Source organism: Collinsella aerofaciens ATCC 25986, from assembly GCF_010509075.1.
In the GTDB taxonomy this organism is placed as follows: domain Bacteria; phylum Actinomycetota; class Coriobacteriia; order Coriobacteriales; family Coriobacteriaceae; genus Collinsella; species Collinsella aerofaciens.
On record NZ_CP048433.1, the window covers coordinates 1,514,724 to 1,532,458 of the forward strand.

The window sequence follows — 17,735 nt, forward strand, 5'->3', positions numbered from 1 at the left end:
CAAAACAAGGCAGGCACCCCGGCCCCGCCGGCAAATAGCGGACACTCCGCATGCAATCTATGCAAACAAACAAGTACGCTTAGCTACATTCAAGTACGCTTAGCTACATTCGGTAAGTTCGAGCACGCTGCCCTTAACGATAAGCGCCGGCTCCAGGACGACCTCTTCGGCACGCCTGCCGCCCCTACCGGCAAGACGCTTGGACATGCAGCCAAAAGCATGCTCCGCAAGGACACCAGGATCCTGCTCAATGGCGGTCAGCGCCGGCTCAAAGAGAACGTCGGCGGCCGAGTTGTCGTAACTCACCACCGAGATGTCGCCCGGAATGCTCTTCCCCATCTCGTGTAAGCGCTTGAGCAGACCGAGGGCAATGTTATCCGAGCTTGCGAACACAGCGGTGGCATCAGTTGCGAGCACCGCCTCCGAGGCCTCATAGGCACTCGGAATGTAGTACTCGCTCTCAAACTCCAAACGTGCGTCGATAGGCAGGCCAACCTCGCGCAGCGCGCGCTCATAGCCGGCAAGTCGCTTACGCCCCGTATTGGAACGGCGCGCGTTAACCAAGCAGGCAATGCGACGGTGGCCCTGCTCGATCAGATAGCGAGTGGCCATGTAGCCACCCATCTCGTGGTCGAACATCACCTTGTCGCACTCGAGCCCCTCAATGGCACGGTCGACCATCACGGCAGGGATAGGCAGATGGCTGACTTCTTCGCGCAGGGCGCGGTCGTCGGAGAACTCGTCGCCTACGACCAGGAAGACGCCATCAACGCCGCGCGTCACCAGCTGGCGCAGCAGCTCCAGATCGTCATCGGCGCTTCCGCCCGAGCTGGTAATGAAGAGCGCATAGCCGTCCTCGCGGCAGCGCTTTTCCAGGCTACCGGCGAGCGAGGCAAAAAAGCGGCTCTCGATGTTAGGGACGATAAGGCCCAGGGTGCGCGACTCGCGCATGACCAGGCTGCGCGCGATCTGGTTGGGAACATAGTGGTTGCGCGCCGCGACCTCCTTGATGAGCTTGCGGTTTTCTTCCGAGATGCGACAGGGCCGATTATTGAGCACAAGCGAGACCGACGAGGGGGAAAGCCCCACCTCCTGGGCGATCTGCTTGAGGGTGACTTTGTTGGCCATCTCGCTCCTTCCGGGTTTACGCGCAATCTCTTGAAAGTATAGCGACTACCCCTCTACCTCGGTGATAAACACTTTACCAATCCGGTAGACGGCTGTTTTATCGCCGCCAGCGCACCAAATCCGTCCGGGTGGGGTATATTGCAATCGATTGATGACAACGACCACCAAAAGGCGGATATTCGTATGCACGAGAACGACTTTTTTAACGAGGACCTGCTGTGCGCGCTTGCTGGCGTTGCCGGCGAGGACAACGTACTGATGAGCGAGCCCATGCGCGAGCACACCACGTTTAAGATCGGCGGCCCGGCCGACGTCTTTGTCACGCCCGATACCGAGCAGGGCCTCGTCGCCACGCTCGATACCTGCTATCGCTGCGATCTGCCCCTCACCATCGTGGGCAACGGCTCCGACCTACTCGTCGGCGACAAGGGCATCCGCGGCGTCGTCGTGGCGCTGGGCGAAGGCCTCTCCGACATTACGATCGACGGCACGCACGTCACGGCGGCAGCCGGCGCGCTGCTTTCCGATGTCGCAGCCGCGGCAGCCGAGGCCTGTCTCACCGGCATGGAGCCCATCTCGGGCATTCCCGGATCGGTCGGCGGTGCCTGCTACATGAACGCCGGAGCATACGGCGCCTGCATGGCCGATGTGCTGGAGTACGTGCGCGTCTACAAACCCGCTCGCCAGCTCGACGACGGCACCCGCGGCAGCGGCAACATCATCGAGTTCGATGTCGACGAACTCAACCTGGGCTATCGCAAGAGCCGCATTGCCGACGACGGTTTCATCGTGCTTTCGGCCACTTTCAATCTCACCCCGGGCAACGCCGCGATGATCAAGGCCGACATGGACGACTACCGCCAGCGCCGCGAGGACAAGCAGCCGCTCGACATGCCGAGTGCTGGCTCCACTTTCAAGCGCCCCGAGGGTTACTTTGCCGGCAAACTCATCATGGATGCCGGCCTGCGAGGACACGCCGTTGGCGGCGCGCAGGTGAGCGAGAAGCACTGCGGCTTCATCGTCAACGCCGACCACGCCACCGCCGCCGATGTCGACGAACTCATCCGCCACATCCAGGCAACCGTCAAAGACCAATTCAACGTAGACCTAGAACCCGAAGTCCACCGAGTAGGCGAATTCCTTTAACAAAGAAGGCCCCGAAAGGGGCCTTCGCCATATTTATTCAGATAACCCAGTCCGGTGTGTCGCGCCCCGAACCCGGAAGGTCCGGGACCGCGGGCGAGGCATAAGGTTGGTCGCGAGTTCCGCACGCAAAGAAGGCCACTTAATGTGGCCTTCGTCTTGCGCAGGACTGTAGAGCAGGCAACCTTATGCCTCGCCCGCGGTCCCGGACCAACTTACTTCAAACCGCAGCTACGACAGCGCAATACCGCCAAGCCAGCCCCAACGCACGCCAGAGCCAGTGCCATAGAAGCTAATAAACGAATCGAGCGACTTAGACGTAATGGCACCCTCGTTGCTCATAACGATGCCGCCGCCAACGTAGATACCCACATGACCGTAGATAAGGCCCGGAGCACCCGTGCCGCTGTGCGAGGAATCGGCCACGATCATGCCCACCTGCAGCGCCGAGCGGTCGGAGCTATAGCACCATGCGTTAAACATATCGCACGCGTTACCGCCAAAGTAGCCAACGCCGGCGTTACGGAAGACATTGGTAACCCACGCCGCACACCAGTTCTGACCCGGCGAAGGCGTGGAGTAGCACGCGTTGACGACGGCCTGCTGTTTGCCCGAGCCGGCATTCTGTTGCGGGGTTCCGGGCGCATACGATCCGCCACCCGAGCTTGAACCACCCGAATAGGAATTGTTCTTGTTCGCGGCGGCAGCGGCAGCGGCGGCCTTCCTGGCAGCCTCCTCAGCCTGGGCGGCAGCGAGGATCTCGGAATCGCGCTGAGCCATGAGCTCCTTGACGTCGTCGGAAAGACCGTTCAGCACGGTCTGGACTTCTTGCTGCTTGGCCTGCATGTCCTGCATCTGAGCAGTCTGCTGGTCCTTGAGCTTCTCTAAGTCGGCTTTCTGCGACTCAAGCTCGGTCTTTTGCGCATCGAGCTCTTCCTGGATGGTCTGAATGTCCTCGATGGCGTCGCGGTCGCTCTTGTTGATCTTCTCAACGTAATGCGCGTTGGCGACGAGTTCCTCAAACGAGCCAGAGGCCAGCAGCAGCGACAGGATGTTCGTGCCGCCGGACTTGTAGCTGGCGGCCACGCGATCGGAAAGGTCGTTGCGCTTCTTCTTGAGCTCGGCCTTCTTTTCATCGATCTGGGCCTGCGTGTCGTCAATCTTGCCCTGGACATTCTCGATGTCGTTGAGGGTCTGGGCATTCTTGTTGGCCAGCGCCGCATACTCATTTGCGATGCTGTCGAGCTGGGCCTGAACCTCGTCGAGCTGGGCCTGGGCGGCATTCAGTTTATCGGTGGTTTCTTTGGAAGCCTCCGCCGCATGGGCGCGAGCGGGCAGGCCAAAAAGAACTGCCGCAGAAGCGGCGCCGAACAGGGCCTTGAGGGCAGTGCGGCGCGAGAGCTCCTGGGAAAGGATGGAATCGCTGTTTGGTGACATATGTACTCCGTTACATGCTTATTTATATGTCGCTCAACTCATACATATTAGCGTACATATGGCGCGTCCCAACGATTTCCACGAACGGCAGGAAACTACAAGGTCAGCGGCTCGTAAGCAAATGCCAAAGATCAGGTTATGCGTACGCAAGCTCTTCTATGAGTACGTTAGCACAGTCCTCTACTTTTCCTACAGCGCACGATTTGGGCGTCCCTGCCTGCGCTATACTCCCCTGAAGAAGTGTTCCTGATTCGATAGGAGACTACATGTCCAAAGCACTCGACCCCAAAGACACCTGCGTCCTCGTTACCGGTGGCGCCGGCTTTATCGGCTCGCACACCGTCGTTCAGCTGCTCGAGGGTGGCTATCAGGTCGTCATCGTCGATGATCTCTCCAACTCCAGCGCCGTCGCCGTCGACCGCGTCAAGACCATCGTGGGCGACGAGGCCGCCAAGAACCTCACCTTCTACGAGGCCAACGTGCTCGACCGCGATGCGATGAACAAAATCTTCGATACCCATCAGATCGACCGCGTCATCCACTTTGCCGGCTTTAAGGCCGTCGGCGAGTCGGTGAGCAAGCCCGTCGAGTACTACCACAACAACATCGAGAACACCCTGGTGCTCATCGACGTCATGCGCAACCATGGCTGCAAGTCCATCATCTTCTCGAGCTCCTCGACCGTCTACGGCGACCCGGACAACCCGCCCGTCACCGAGGAGGATCCTAAGAAACCCGCGACCAACCCCTATGGTTGGACCAAGTGGATGATCGAGCAGATCCTTATGGACGTCCACACCGCCGACCCCGAGTGGGACGTCGTGCTGCTCCGTTACTTCAACCCCATCGGCGCTCATCCGTCGGGCCTGATCGGCGAGGACCCTAAGGGCATCCCCAACAACCTGGTGCCCTATGTCGCCCAGGTCGCCGTGGGCAAGCTCGAGGCCGTTCAGGTCTTTGGCAACGACTACCCCACCCCCGACGGCACCGGCGTGCGCGACTACATCCACGTGTGCGATCTGGCCTCTGGTCACGTTGCCGCCCTTAACTGGATGAACGGCAAGACCGGCGTCGAGATCTTTAACTTGGGCACCGGCACCGGCACCTCGGTACTCGAGGTCGTCGCCGCCTTCTCCAAGGCTTGTGGCAAGGAGCTGCCCTACGTGATCCGCGAGCGCCGCGCCGGCGACATCGCTGCCAACTGGTGCGATGCCTCCAAGGCCGAGCGCATGATGGGCTGGAAGGCCCAGTACGACATCGCGGACATGTGCCGCGATAGCTGGAACTGGCAGAGCCACAACCCCAACGGCTTCGCCGACGCCGAGTAGCAAAAACCTACATACCGCTCTTGCCCCGATCTCACGTTGTGAGGTCGGGGCTTTTTCATGGCATGTAACCATTCGCCGAAAATCGACCAACTTTTTTATCTTGCCTGTACATGTTTAAACAACATGTTTTACAATAGGCGTATCGAATCAGAACATCGGAGGCGGACTGCACACCCATCGGCAGGCCGACCCCACAACAAGAAGGTTGGTGAGCGCATTCATGGAGCGTGCAAGCGGCGTCCTCATGCCCGTCTCATCTCTGCCCGGACCATACGGAATCGGCGGCTTTGGCTGGAATGCCTACGACTTCGTCGATTTTCTCGCCTCGTGCAAACAACATTACTGGCAGATTCTGCCCCTTACGACGACCAGCTATGGCGATTCGCCCTATCAGTCGTTCTCGGCCCGCGCAGGCAACCCCAACTTTATCGACTTTGCCGAGCTTATCGAGGCAGGGTATCTAGAGCAGCGCGATATCGATGGCGTGTACCTGGGTTCTGACCCCAGTAACGTCGACTACGGTGCCATCTTTGGCGGCCGCCGTCAGATTCTCGACCGCGCCGCCGAGCGCTTTGCTGCCGACAAGCCGGCCGATTTCGATGACTTTATCCAAGCCAACGAGGACTGGCTCATCCCCTACTGTGAGTTCATGACCGTCAAAGAGGAGTGCGGTCTCAAGGCGTTTTGGGAGTGGCCCGCGGAGCTCCGCACCCGCGGTGAGGCTTCCGCCAAGGTCTGCGCCGACCATCCGGCGCGTATGCTCTACCACCAGATGACGCAGTACTTCTTCGATCGCCAGTGGAGCCGCCTCAAGGCCTATGCCAACGAGCGCGACATTCTCATCATCGGCGACCTGCCCATCTATGTCTCGCGTGACTCCGTCGAGATGTGGGCGACGCCTGAGCTCTTTAAGATCGACGCCGCCGGCAATCCCGTGAGCGTCGCCGGCACGCCGCCCGACCAGTTCTCGGCCACCGGCCAGTACTGGGGCAACCCCATCTACGACTGGGACGCTATGGAGTCCGATGGCTTCTCCTGGTGGGAGGGCCGCATTCGCGCCGCCCTCGACATGTACGACGTCATCCGCCTGGATCACTTCCGCGGCTTCGAGGCCTATTGGGAGGTGCCGTTCTCCTCGCCCGATTCGTCCTACGGTTCGTGGACGCAGGGCCCCGGCCTCAAGTTCTTCAAGACGCTCGAGGAAAAGCTCGGCACGCTGCCCATCATCGCCGAGGACCTGGGCTTCCTCACCCCCGGCGTCATCGACATGCGCGATAACTCGGGCTTCCCCGGCATGAAGATCCTGCAGTTTGCCTTTGAGGGTACCAACTCGTACTACCTGCCGCATAACTACATCGCCAACACCGTCGCCTATGTGGGCACCCACGACAACGAGACGGCGCGCAGTTGGTTTGAGGGAACGGCCACCCCGCGTCAACGCGAGCAGGCAGCCCTGTACACCCATCAGCAGGCCGGCGAACCCATGGCAGATGCACTCAATCGCACCATCGCCGCCAGCGTGAGTGACACGTGCATCTACACCATGCAGGACCTGCTCAACTTGGGCAACGAGGCGCGCATCAACACCCCTGCCACGCTGGGCGGCAACTGGACCTGGCGCATGCTCGACGGCGCCATCACCCGCGAGCTCGAGCACAAACTCACCGACTGGACCGAGACCTACTTCCGTATCCCGTCGGAAGCCGAAATCGAGCTTCCTCAATAGGAGCTACCGCGCCCGGCCCCTCCCCACCGTGCGGACGCGCTTGCTTTTCCCGCGCGAGGCCACCCCAATCCCCTCGCGCGGGCTTCTTATGAATTGCAGACATGAAACAACCCATCACAGGAGAAAACATGCCCCAAATTAACCTCACGGAACTCGCCGAGCAGTCTTTTGGCACCTCGCTCGAGCAGCTCGACGACCGTCGCATTTACAAGCTGCTGGTCAAACTCGTGCAGGAGCGCTCTGCCACCTGCCCGCTCAACAACGGCAAGAAAAAGCTCTATTACATTTCCGCCGAATTTTTGATCGGCAAGCTGCTCATCAACAACATGATCGACCTCGGCATCTACGACGAGGTTAAGGACCAGCTCACCGCCGCAGGCCACGACCTCAACAAGATCGAGGAATTCGAGGTCGAGCCGTCACTCGGCAACGGCGGCCTGGGCCGCTTGGCCGCATGCTTCCTGGATTCCATCGCCACGCTGGGCTTGACCGGCGATGGCGTGGGCCTCAACTATCACTACGGTCTGTTCCGTCAGCGCTTTGTCGACAACCAGCAGAAGGCCGTCCCCGACGAGTGGCTCGGTGAGCAGGACATCCTAGTCGACGATGACCACTCCTACACCGTCGAGTTCGGCGATTTTGCCGTTACCTCCAAGCTCGTCAACATCGATGTGCCCGGTTACGGCCAGTCCACCAAGAACCGCCTGCGCCTGTTCGACCTGGCGAGCGTCGACGACGGCCTGGTCCCCGGCAGTTCCATCGACTTCGACAAGACCGAGATCGCCAAGAACCTCACCTTGTTCCTCTACCCCGACGATTCCGACGAGCAGGGCCGCCTACTTCGCATCTATCAGGAGTACTTCATGGTGAGCAACGCCGCCCAGCTCCTGATCGACGAGGCCGTCGAGCGCGGCAGCAACCTGCACGATCTGGCCGATTACGCCGTTGTCCAGATCAACGACACGCACCCCACCATGGTCATTCCCGAGCTCATTCGCTTGCTCACCACCGAGCATGGCATCGAGTTTGACGAGGCCGTGACCATCGTACGCTCCATGGTCGCCTACACTAACCACACGATTCTTGCCGAGGCGCTCGAGAAGTGGCCGCTCGCCAGCCTACAGAAGGTCTCCCCTGCCATCGCCGACATTATCGTCAAGCTCGATGAGATCGCGAAGGCCGAGCACGATGACCCGCGCGTCGCCATCATCGACAAACACGATACCGTCCACATGGCCCACATGGACATCCACTTTGGCTTCTCCATCAACGGCGTAGCCGCCCTCCACACCAAGATCCTGGAGGACACCGAGCTTCATCCGTTCTACGAAATCTATCCCGAGAAGTTCTCCAACAAGACCAACGGCATCACCTTCCGCCGCTGGGTCCATGGGGCCAACCCCGCGCTCGCCAGCCTGCTCGACGATGTGATCGGCACCGACTGGCGCAGCACCGGCGATCTGAGCAAACTCGCCAATTTCGCCGACGACAAGGACGTTCTTGAGCGCCTGGCCGCCACCAAGGTCGAGGCCAAGGCCATCATGCGCCAGTTCATGGCGCTCGAGCAGGGCGTGACCATTCCCTCCAACGCCATCATCGACGTCCAGGTCAAGCGCATCCACGAGTACAAGCGTCAGCAGATGCTCGCGCTCTACATCATCTGGAAGTACCTCGATATCAAGAACGGCAACAGACCTAAGCACCCCGTCACCATCATCTTTGGCGGCAAGGCGGCGCCTGCCTACACTATCGCGCAGGACATCATCCATCTGATCTTGACGCTGTCGCAGTGGATTGCAAACGACCCCGACGTGGCTCCCTACCTGCAGGTCGTCATGATCGAGAACTACAACGTCACCGCCGCCGAGCGCGTGATCCCCGCCGCTGATATCTCCGAGCAGATCAGCCTGGCCTCCAAGGAGGCGAGCGGCACCTCCAACATGAAGTTCATGCTCAACGGCGCCCTAACCCTGTGCACGCTTGACGGCGCCAACGTGGAGATTGCCGAGCTCGTGGGCGACGAGAACATCTATACCTTTGGTGCCTCGTCCAAACAGGTCGAGCAGCTCTACGCCGACGGCACCTACAACGCCGGGGCGCTCTACCGCAAGCCCGGCATTAAACTGCTGGTGGACTTCATCACCAACCCGGCCTTTATGGCGACCGGCAATGCCGAGCGCCTGCAGCGCCTGCACGATGACATTAAGGGCAAGGACTGGTTTATGGCCCTGCTCGACATCGAGGAGTACATCCAGACCAAGGAGCGCGTGCTGGCCGACTATGAGGACCAGGACACCTGGATGCGCAAGGCGCTCATCAATATCGCCAACGCCGGCACTTTCTCGTCCGACCGCACCATCTCCCAGTACAACGACGAGATCTGGCACCTGAACTAATTTCGCTTCCCTTACCCATCCTCTTGAGAAACGGAGTCGTGGCAACACGGCTCCGTTTTTTGTGCCCGTACGTTACCCTGTGACCCGACTCGACCAAACAATCTCAATCTGTAACAACTACTCAACCAAAACGGTCCCAGCTGTTACAGATCGAGACATACCGGCCCCTCCCCTTGGGTTTATCTCAATCTGTAACATCTAGCAGCTGAAATTCACCTTTGGTGTTACAGATTTAGATGAAATGGTCAGCTCAGCGGAACTGTCTCGATCTGTAACACCTAGCGTCCGAAATCGGCCCTACCTGTTACAAATCAAGACAAACTGGCCGATGGACAGCCCCGACACAAAGAAAGGCTCCCCTCTCGCCCAGTGGACGGGAGGGGAGCCTTATATGTGACCGCGGCAAAAGGATGGCAATACCGCAGTCGCCCAAAGGGAGGGTCCGGATGCACCGGGCCTAGATAAGGTTCTTGCCAGACACCTTATCGAAGAGATGGGTCGCGTTCTTCTCGAACTTGAACCAGATGGTGTCGCCAGCCTTGAGCGCGCCCTTGGCCTCGAGATCGACGACGGGGATAATCAGAACAAACTGGCCGTCGGGAGCGGTCACGTGGACATGCTCGGTCGAGCCCATGAGCTCGGTCACCTCGACGGTACCCTGGAGCGCGCCCTCCTCGCCCTTGTCGGCAAGCAGGATCTGCTCGGGACGCACGCCGGCCGTAATCTCCTTCACGTCGCCGCCGTCCCAGTTGAGGGCAAGCTGAGCGCAAGTCTCGGGGGCGAGCGCCACGTTCATATCCTCGGTCTTGACGGTAAAGCCGTTGCCCGAGCGCACCAGCTGGGCATCGAAGAAGTTCATCTGCGGCACGCCGATAAAGCCGGCGACGAAGATGTTCGCGGGATGGCTGAAGACCTCCTGCGGGGTGGCGATCTGCTGGACGACACCGTCCTTCATGACCACGATACGATCGCCGAGGGTCATGGCCTCGGTCTGGTCGTGAGTGACGTAAATGAACGTGCCCTTAATCTCGTGGCGCAGCTTGATGAGCTCGGCACGCATCTGGTTACGCAGCTTGGCGTCCAGGTTGGACAGCGGCTCGTCCATCAGGAAGACCTTAGGATCACGCACGATGGCGCGGCCGATAGCGACACGCTGGCGCTGGCCGCCCGAAAGCGCCTTGGGCTTACGGTCTAGGTACTCGGTGATACCCAAGATCTCGGCAGCGGAGCGAACCTTGCGGTCGATCTCGTCCTTGGGGACCTTCTTGAGCTCAAGCGTAAACGCCATGTTCTCGTACACCGTCATATTGGGGTACAGAGCATAGCTCTGGAACACCATGGCAATGTCGCGGTCCTTGGGTGCCACGTCGTTGACGCGCTTGCCGTCGATGAGCACGTCACCCGAAGTGATGTCCTCCAGGCCGGCGACCATGCGCATCGTCGTGGACTTACCGCAGCCAGACGGGCCGACGAGGACGATGAACTCCTGGTCATGCACGGTGAGGTTAAAGTCCTCCACCGCAAGCACGCCATCCTCGGTAACCTTGAGGTTGTGCTTCTTCTCCTCGGTCTTCTTCTTTTTGCCAAAGAAGCCCTTCTTTTTGGACTCGGTGTTGGGATACACCTTCTGAACATGTTTGAGAACGATCTCGGCCATGTCTTTACCTTTCGATATGCGGCGCCGCGCTGAGGGGCGCCGCAGAAACTTGCAAAACAGTTACGGCATCAGCCCTTGACGGCACCTGCCACCACGCCGTCGATGATGTACTTCTGGCAGAGGATGTACATGATGACGATGGGGATAACGACCATCATGATGCAGGCCATCATGGGGCCGAGCTCGACGTGGCCGTAGCCGCCGCGGAAGTACTGGATCAAGATAGGAATGGTCTTGTACTTGGTGGAGTCGAGGGTAAGGTAGGGCAGCAGATAGTCGTTCCAGACCCACATGGTCTCGAGGATGCCGACCGAAAGATAGGTGGGCTTCATGATGGGAAGGACGATCTTAAAGAACACCTGGACCGGGTTGCAGCCGTCGATCATGGCCGCCTCTTCGATCTCGAGCGGAATGTTCTTTACAAAGCCGGCGAACATAAAGACCGCCAGGCCCGCGCCAAAGCCCAGATAGATAAAGCAGATGTTGAACGGCGTGTTGAAGCCGATGCGGTCCGCCAAATTAGACAGCGTGAACATGAGCATCTGGAAGGGCACGACCATCGAGAAGACGAACAGGTAATAGAAGAAGTTCGAGATCTTGCTGTTGACGCGCACTACGTACCAAGCACACATGGAGCAGCACACCAGAATCAGCACGACCGACGTGACCGTGATGATGAGCGAGTACATAAATGCCGAGGCAAAGCCCTGCTCGTTAAGGGCATGCATGTAGTTTGCGAGGCCGTTGAACGTCTCGGGCGTGAGCAGATCGAATGCCGTGGTGGTGCTGATTGCAGTTGCCTTTTTAAAGGAATTGAGCGCGATCATAAACACGGGGTAGATCCACGCGAGCGACAGGATCGTAAAGAAAATCGAGAGCGCGCGGTTGATAACCTTATCGCGTTTCATTACTGCTGCACCTCCTTGGACCTCGTAGCCTTAAGCTGGATCATGGAGATGGCCACGACCAGGATGCAGAAGATAACCGCCTTGGCCTGACCGATGCCCTGCCATGCGATACCTGCACGCGAATAGAACGTGTTGTAGATGTTCAGGGCGAGCATCTCGGTGGAGTGCGCGGGGGCGCCGCCGGTAAGGGCGAGGTTCTGGTCGAACAGCTTAAAGCCGTTGGTGATGGACAGGAACAGGCAGATGGTGATGGTCGGCATCAGGTTAGGGATCTTAACCTTCCAAAACGTCTGCCATGCCGTAGCGCCGTCGACCTTGGCGGCCTCGATGTAGTCGGACGGAATGGACTGCAGACCAGCGATGTAGATGATCATCATGTAGCCGACCTGCTGCCACAGGGTCAGGATGATAAGGCCCCAGAAGCCAGCAGCAGAGTTAAGAGCGATGAGCTGGGCGCCCACGTTGGAGAGCAGGCAGTTGATCAGAATCTGCCAAATGTAGCCCAGCACGATGCCGCCGATCAGGTTAGGCATAAAGAAGATCGTACGGAAGATGTTGGTGCCTTTGAGCGCCTTGCGGGTGAGCGCCTGCGCAATGGCCAGGGCGATCACGTTGATGAGCACCGTCGACAGGAAGGCAAACGCCACGGTAAAGAAGAACGACGTGGAGAACTGCGGATCGGACAGCGCGCGCACGTAGTTCTCGATACCGACAAAGTGCGCGTTACTAATGATAATAAACTGGCAGAACGAGAGATAGAAGCCCTGGATAAAGGGAATCACGAACCCGATCATAAACGCCAGGCACGTGGGCAGCATAAAGAGCGGCCACCAGCGCTTGAGTGCTTTGCCCATAAAAGGGTCCTTTCAATATGCAGGGGGCGGGCAAACCAACGTCTGCCCGCCCCCTGTCGCTAATCAGATAGCTTGGGCAGCAACTGCTTACTCGGAAGCAGCCTTCTCGGTCTTCCAGCCATCGACGAAGGCGTTCTTGACGCCGTCCCACTTGCTGTTATCGGCAGCGTAGGCAATCAGAGCCTGCTTGAGGTTCTTCTTCCACTCCTCGGAGGGAATGTAGACGAAGTCCCAAGCGACGGTCTTCTTGCCGTCCTTGGCCATGGCAACGGCCTGCTGCGAGAAGACGTTGGTGGTCTCCTTGGCGCTCTTGAACGGAGCGGTCAGACCCATCTTGTCGGCGATGATGCTGGTCGGGGTGTCAGCGGTGACGCACCAATACATGAAGTCCTCGGTGGCCTTCTGGGCATCCTCGGAAGCCTGGGAGCTGACGCACCAGTAGTTCTCGCCGCCGGAGCACAGGCCCTGGTTCTCCTCGCCGTCAACACCGATGTAGATGGGCATCATGCCAATCTGATCGTCGGTCATGCCGGCCTTGACGAGGTCAGAGTAGGCCCAAGAGCCGTTCTGGTAGAAAACGGCCTTGCCGGTTGCGAACTCGTTGGTGGCGTCGTCGCCGGTCTTGGAAGCAAGCTGCGAAGGATCGCAGGTGGAGTCGGTGATGTACAGGTCGAAGATCTGCTTGTAGTTGTCGAGGAACTCACCCTTGATCTCGTCGTCCTCCTGGTTGTGCTCCTTCTCAAACTCGTAGTAGAGCGGCATGTTGGCAAGGTGGGTGGTGTAGCGCCAGCTGGAGGAGTCGTCCATGCCGGCGGAAGTGAAGGCACCCTCGACACCAAGCTCGTCCTTGCGGGCCTGGATGTCGTCGGCACAAGCCTTCAGCTTGTCGAAGGAGTTGATGTCCTCGGCCTTGTAGCCAGCCTTCTCGAGCAGCTGCTTGTTGTAAATAATGCCGAAGCTCTCCTGAACCCAGTCGATGCACACATCCTTGCCGTCGGACTGCAGAGCCAGGGAGTCGTCAATGAGCTCACCGCGGAGCTTGGTATCGGACAGGTCGGCGCAGTAATCCTTCCAGTTCTTAAGACCGGTGGGGCCGTTGACCTGGAACAGGGTCGGAGCGGAGCTCTTGGACATCTCGGACTTGAGCTTCTCCTCGTAGGTGTTGGAGGCGGCGGTCACGATCTTGACCTCGACGCCCTTCTCCTTCTTATAGGCCTTGGCGATCTCCTTCCACTCCTTGTCGACCTCGGGCTTGAATTGGAGGAAGTAGACCTCGGCAGCGTCACCAGAAGCAGAGGAGCCGGAGCCGGCAGAACCGCCGCAACCCACGAGACCCAGACCAAGAACCGCAGCCGCGGAACCAGCAAAGCCCAGGAACTGCCTTCTGCTCATTTCGTTCTTCATTACAATCCACCCTTTCACACCGTGGCGGCACCCTTTGCCGCCGCCTTCGGAGATTGGCTCGGGGACTTTGCCCCTTTTGCTGATTTGTACAATACGCTATTTGGCTAGTTGTTTGAACAAGTATTACTAGAGCGGTAGGAAAACTTCGGTGAACGGTAATTTCAACTTGATACTTGACAAGTTTTGTATAAACAATTATTTGTTATCGAATGCAGAGAAAACGCCCGGTCAAGCCGATGCATCGTCGGTTTGACCGGGCGCTTTCGCTTTGAGGGCATGGGTTTCGTCAGGCTGCGAGCTAGCCGGCTATCGCTTGGAGTTGACGCGGTAGTGGAAGATCTCGGGATGCGTGCGGGCATGCGTGACCTCGAACAAGATGCCGTCCGAGGTGTACGACTGGCTCTCCATGACGGCAACGCAGTTGTATTTTCCGAGGTCAAGATAGCTGCAGTCCTCATCGTTGGCAAGCTCGACGCTCACTGTACGGCGACTCGCCATCACCTTGACGCCTCGTTTGTGCTCCAGATAGTCGTAAATTGACTTTGCGGCGATCTCGGGCGTCAGGCCCTTGGCGATTGACTCCAAAAAGTAACCATGGTCTACTTGGCGCGCATTGCCGTTAAGGCTTCGGACACGCACCACGCGAATCAACTCCTCGCCCACCTTAAAGCCCAGACGACGAGAGAGCTACTCGGTGCAAATCAAATGCTCAAAAGACTTAACGTCCGTCGATGCAACGGCATTGTTGCGCTTTGCAAATTCGCCAAACGACTCGACTTCCTCGAGTGCGCCCAGCATGTCGGTTTCGCCCTTGAGCCAAATAACGCGCACGCCCTTGCCGTGTATAGGCTGCACAAACATCTGGTCGGCCAGCATGCTCAAGGCGCGTCGAACGGTATTGCGCGTGCAGCCAAACTCCGCGGTCAGCTCGGCTTCGGTTGGCAGCATCTCCTGAAACGCATAGGTCCCATTAATGATGCGCGAGCGTATTTCTCGGTAGATTCCTTCGTATATCGCTTTTGGCATTGTTTCACCTCTACATTATTTATTTCCGGCTAGGCACGATAGCATTTCTTAAAGTTGTTTAAACCGAATATCGGTAAAGCGACAGGATTTAACCGTTGACGGTTTCTGTCGTGCCCAAATCGGTTTCGCTCAAAACTGCCGGCACGACAATCGTCTGGTCCTCTACAATGAATCCATTGTTTAAACGTTTCCCCACGCGCAACGCGCCTCGATATTCGGAAGGCAGAACATGCTGCAAAAAATCCAACGCTTTGGCGGGGCAATGTTCGCTCCCGCCATGCTGTTTTCTATATCGGGCCTCATGGTCGGCGTCTCCGCTCTCGCAACGACTGCGGACATCGTCGGCGATCTAGCCGTATACGGAACCCCTTGGTACGTTTTTTGGGCCATCATCCAGCGCGGCTCATGGACGGTCTTTAAACGCCTCCCGCTCCTTTTTGCCGTAGCGCTGCCTATCGGTCTTGCCCAAAAGCAACCGGCACGCTGCTGCCTCGAGGCACTCGTGGCCTATTTTGCCTATTGCTTCTTTTTGAGCGAGATCATTAAGCTGAGCGGAGACAACCTTGGGCTTAAGTACCCGTCATCTTTGACCCCCGCCAACGGTATCACCGTCATCGACGGCATCAAGACGCTCGACACCGGCATTATCGGCCCGCTGGTGGTATCGGCAACCGTCGTCGCCATCCATGACCGCTTCTACGATGCCAAGGTTCCCGATTGGCTCGGCACCTTCTCGGGCTCCTCGCTGGTCTACCTCATCAGCTTTTTTGCCGTGTTTGCCCTTGCCGCTATCTCGGCCGCCATCGTGCCCTCCGTATACGCAATGACCGAAACGCTGCGCCATGCACTTACGAGCGTCGGCCCCTTTGGCGTGGGCATCTTTGTCTTTTTAGAACGAGCACTCGAGCCCTTTGGCCTGCACCACCTGCTCTACATGCCGATCTACTACGACAACCTGGTCATTAACGACGGCATCTACGCCACGTGGAGCAGTTTGCTCCCCATCCTCTCCCATAGCACGCGCCCCCTTAATGAACTTGCGCCGTGGGCCGGTTTTACCGCCACCGGCTGGGTCAAGCTCTTTGGCCTTCCTGCCATCGCAGCTGCGTTCTACTCCACCGCAAAACCCGAGCGCCGCGCCGGCCTCAGGGTCATCCTTGCTCCCGCCATCATCGCCTCGGTGGTTTGCGGCGTTACCGAGCCACTCGAGTTTCTCTTTATGTTCACCCACCCCGGGCTCTTTTTGCTCTACGCCGTCTTATCGTCTTGCCTTGCCACAACCATGAATCTCTTTGGCATCGTCGGCATCTTCTCGGGCGGCCTGATGGAGATGGCAGCCTTCAACTTTATTCCGCTCATGCGCACGCATGCCGGTGCCTATCTTTTGGCGCTCGGTATCGGCCTTGCCTTTAGCCTCATCTTTTTTGTTAGTTTTCGAGCACTCATCTTGGTCTATGACCTTAAGACACCGGGCCGCGAGGATCATGTTGCCAATCGCGCGGCAATCGATTGTTTAACGGGAAGCGACTTTGCCAAAGAGCAATCCCCCAATGACGAGGTCGATAGTCGATCCGATCAAGATCACGTCCTCGCTGAGCGGGTAATTCAGCTTTTAGGTGGCGTTGGCAATATCGTGGGCGCAACCAACTGCGCCACGCGCCTGCGCGTCGAGGTCGCAGACCCTTCCATCGTTGCAGATAACGCGTCGTTTGTCGCGGTGGGCGCCAAGGGCCTCATCATTACGGGCAAGACCGCCCAGGTGGTCATCGGCATCTCCGTTCCCCGCGTTAAAGAGCATTTTGACCAGATCATGGGCCTCGAGCCGGAATTTGTGCCCACCACCTCGGCCTCCCCTGCCGCCAGCGCAGCCCATAAGCGCGGCTCTATTTGCTTCTTCGATATCGACGGAACGCTCGCCTGGCAAGACCCCAGGCTCGCCCAAGACCTTCCCGAAGACGAGCGGGACCTCTCCCCCTATCCCAACGAGGCGGTTTCGCAGGCAATCCGCGAGTTTGTCGCCAACGGCAACATGGCCTTTATCTGCACGGGACGCACCCTCAGCTGCATCCACCCCAAACTTCTTGAGCTGCCTTGGACCGGCATCGTCTGTCTTGCGGGCGGTTACGCCGAGATCAACGGACACGCAATTCGCGATCTGTCGATGACGCCCAGTATGCTGCAGCGTCTTGCCCCCTACCTTGAGCAATCGGGCGAGGTCATCCGCTTTGAGGGCCTCAACGGCGTCGTGCGCATGAGTGCCGATGCGCCCGATGCTCCCGGATACGCGCGCACCCTGGGCGACGCAGTCACGCAGCTGCAACATTACAGTGTCTACAAGATCTTGATGTCTACATCGCTCGCCAACCACATCGCTCAAGATAAGGCACTTGAGCCGCTGCTGTGCTTTAACGAGCTCGAACTCGAGGTGACCGAAATCTCGCCCCGCGAATGCACGAAGCGCGGGGGCATCCAGTCTGTACTCGACGCCCTCGACCCCCACCACGGAACCGTATACGGCATTGGCGACGCCAGCAATGACGTCTCGCTGATGAACGCCGTCGATGTCGGTATCGCCATGGGCAATGCGCCGGACTATCTCAAGGATAAGGCCGATTACGTGACCGACACCGTCGATCACGACGGTGTCGTTGCGGCGCTCGAGCATTTTAGGCTGATTTAGGCGCGCTCCATCAAACGCACGCCCGTTGTCCTAAATCGCCAAAACTGC

At 58.6% G+C, this 17,735-nt stretch carries 13 protein-coding genes; 5 read left to right on the forward strand and 8 right to left on the reverse strand.

Annotation, left to right across the window (positions count from 1 at the left end; translation table 11 throughout):
* Window positions 1–99: 99 nt before the first annotated feature.
* Window positions 100–1,128, reverse strand: a complete 1,029-nt coding sequence (locus GXM19_RS06950) for a LacI family DNA-binding transcriptional regulator (protein ID WP_006235873.1) — start codon at window positions 1,126–1,128, stop codon at window positions 100–102.
* Between the two features lie 183 nt (window positions 1,129–1,311).
* Between GXM19_RS06950 and murB the strand changes: the two genes are divergently transcribed.
* On the forward strand, window positions 1,312–2,274 hold the full coding sequence (gene murB / locus GXM19_RS06955; protein WP_006235872.1) for a UDP-N-acetylmuramate dehydrogenase: 963 nt from the start codon (window positions 1,312–1,314) through the stop codon (window positions 2,272–2,274).
* Window positions 2,275–2,502: 228 nt separating this feature from the next.
* On the opposite strand, the gene GXM19_RS06960 is transcribed toward murB, so the two are convergent.
* The gene (locus tag GXM19_RS06960) at window positions 2,503–3,708 is read right to left on the reverse strand and encodes a coiled-coil domain-containing protein (protein WP_006235871.1); all 1,206 of its coding nucleotides are present in this window, start codon (window positions 3,706–3,708) and stop codon (window positions 2,503–2,505) included.
* A 266-nt stretch (window positions 3,709–3,974) separates the two neighbouring features.
* On the opposite strand from GXM19_RS06960, the gene galE reads away from it, so the two are divergent.
* From galE to glgP, 3 genes are all read left to right on the forward strand, one after another.
* Window positions 3,975–5,036, forward strand: a complete 1,062-nt coding sequence (galE, locus tag GXM19_RS06965) for a UDP-glucose 4-epimerase GalE (RefSeq protein WP_006235870.1) — start codon at window positions 3,975–3,977, stop codon at window positions 5,034–5,036.
* Window positions 5,037–5,244: 208 nt separating this feature from the next.
* On the forward strand, window positions 5,245–6,762 hold the full coding sequence (gene malQ, locus GXM19_RS06970; RefSeq protein ID WP_239057606.1) for a 4-alpha-glucanotransferase: 1,518 nt from the start codon (window positions 5,245–5,247) through the stop codon (window positions 6,760–6,762).
* A gap of 128 nt (window positions 6,763–6,890) precedes the next feature.
* Entirely contained in the window at window positions 6,891–9,158 is a 2,268-nt protein-coding gene (glgP, locus tag GXM19_RS06975; protein WP_040359753.1) for a glycogen/starch/alpha-glucan family phosphorylase, read from the forward strand.
* Window positions 9,159–9,615: 457 nt separating this feature from the next.
* On the opposite strand, the gene GXM19_RS06980 is transcribed toward glgP, so the two are convergent.
* From GXM19_RS06980 to GXM19_RS11125, 6 genes are all read right to left on the reverse strand, one after another.
* The gene (locus tag GXM19_RS06980; RefSeq protein WP_006235866.1) at window positions 9,616–10,815 is read right to left on the reverse strand and encodes an ABC transporter ATP-binding protein; all 1,200 of its coding nucleotides are present in this window, start codon (window positions 10,813–10,815) and stop codon (window positions 9,616–9,618) included.
* A 68-nt stretch (window positions 10,816–10,883) separates the two neighbouring features.
* Entirely contained in the window at window positions 10,884–11,723 is an 840-nt protein-coding gene (locus GXM19_RS06985; RefSeq protein WP_006235865.1) for a carbohydrate ABC transporter permease, read from the reverse strand.
* Window positions 11,723–12,577, reverse strand: coding sequence for a carbohydrate ABC transporter permease (locus GXM19_RS06990; protein ID WP_006235864.1), 855 nt, complete (start codon window positions 12,575–12,577; stop codon window positions 11,723–11,725). The genes GXM19_RS06985 and GXM19_RS06990 overlap by 1 nt, the downstream gene beginning before the upstream one ends.
* Window positions 12,578–12,664: 87 nt before the next feature.
* Entirely contained in the window at window positions 12,665–13,981 is a 1,317-nt protein-coding gene (locus GXM19_RS06995; protein WP_006235863.1) for an ABC transporter substrate-binding protein, read from the reverse strand.
* Between the two features lie 306 nt (window positions 13,982–14,287).
* A complete protein-coding gene (locus GXM19_RS11120; RefSeq protein WP_256637914.1) occupies window positions 14,288–14,656 on the reverse strand; it encodes a GntR family transcriptional regulator in 369 nt (122 codons plus the stop codon).
* A 12-nt stretch (window positions 14,657–14,668) separates the two neighbouring features.
* Window positions 14,669–15,007, reverse strand: coding sequence for a GntR family transcriptional regulator (locus tag GXM19_RS11125; RefSeq protein ID WP_006235860.1), 339 nt, complete (start codon window positions 15,005–15,007; stop codon window positions 14,669–14,671).
* Between the two features lie 229 nt (window positions 15,008–15,236).
* On the opposite strand from GXM19_RS11125, the gene GXM19_RS07005 reads away from it, so the two are divergent.
* Window positions 15,237–17,687 (forward strand): PTS transporter subunit EIIC, encoded by a 2,451-nt coding sequence (locus tag GXM19_RS07005; protein WP_006235859.1) that lies wholly within the window; start codon window positions 15,237–15,239, stop codon window positions 17,685–17,687.
* Window positions 17,688–17,735 lie beyond the last annotated feature (48 nt).